The organism is Shewanella sp. ZOR0012 (assembly GCF_000798835.1).
Classification (GTDB): domain Bacteria; phylum Pseudomonadota; class Gammaproteobacteria; order Enterobacterales; family Shewanellaceae; genus Shewanella; species Shewanella xiamenensis.
This window is the reverse complement of sequence record NZ_JTLE01000074.1, coordinates 1-282: the sequence shown is the minus strand read 5'-3', so window position 1 is coordinate 282 and position 282 is coordinate 1. Positions and strand designations below refer to the sequence as shown.

General features: G+C 44.3%; 1 rRNA gene. It reads left to right on the top strand.

Annotation, left to right across the window (positions count from 1 at the left end):
- Positions 1–151: 151 nt before the first annotated feature.
- Positions 152–282, top strand: a 23S ribosomal RNA gene (locus L976_RS01635); the annotation flags it as partial.

Genomic DNA, 282 nt, shown 5'->3' with positions numbered 1-282 from the left:
AAAAAAATTGAGTTCTTAAAACACTTGTTAAGTGTCTTGAATATTCAAGTCTAAGGCGAGTCCATCTTCTTGGTCGAAGATGAGACAAGTAAAACCAGCTGGTCGCAACAATTCAAGTGGCTCACGTAAGTGAAACCTATTTGGGTTGTATGGTTAAGCGACTAAGCGTATACGGTGGATGCCTTGGCAGTCAGAGGCGATGAAGGACGTAGTAACTTGCGAAAAGCGTTGGCGAGCTAGTAACAAGCATTTGAGCTAACGATGTCCGAATGGGGGAACCCG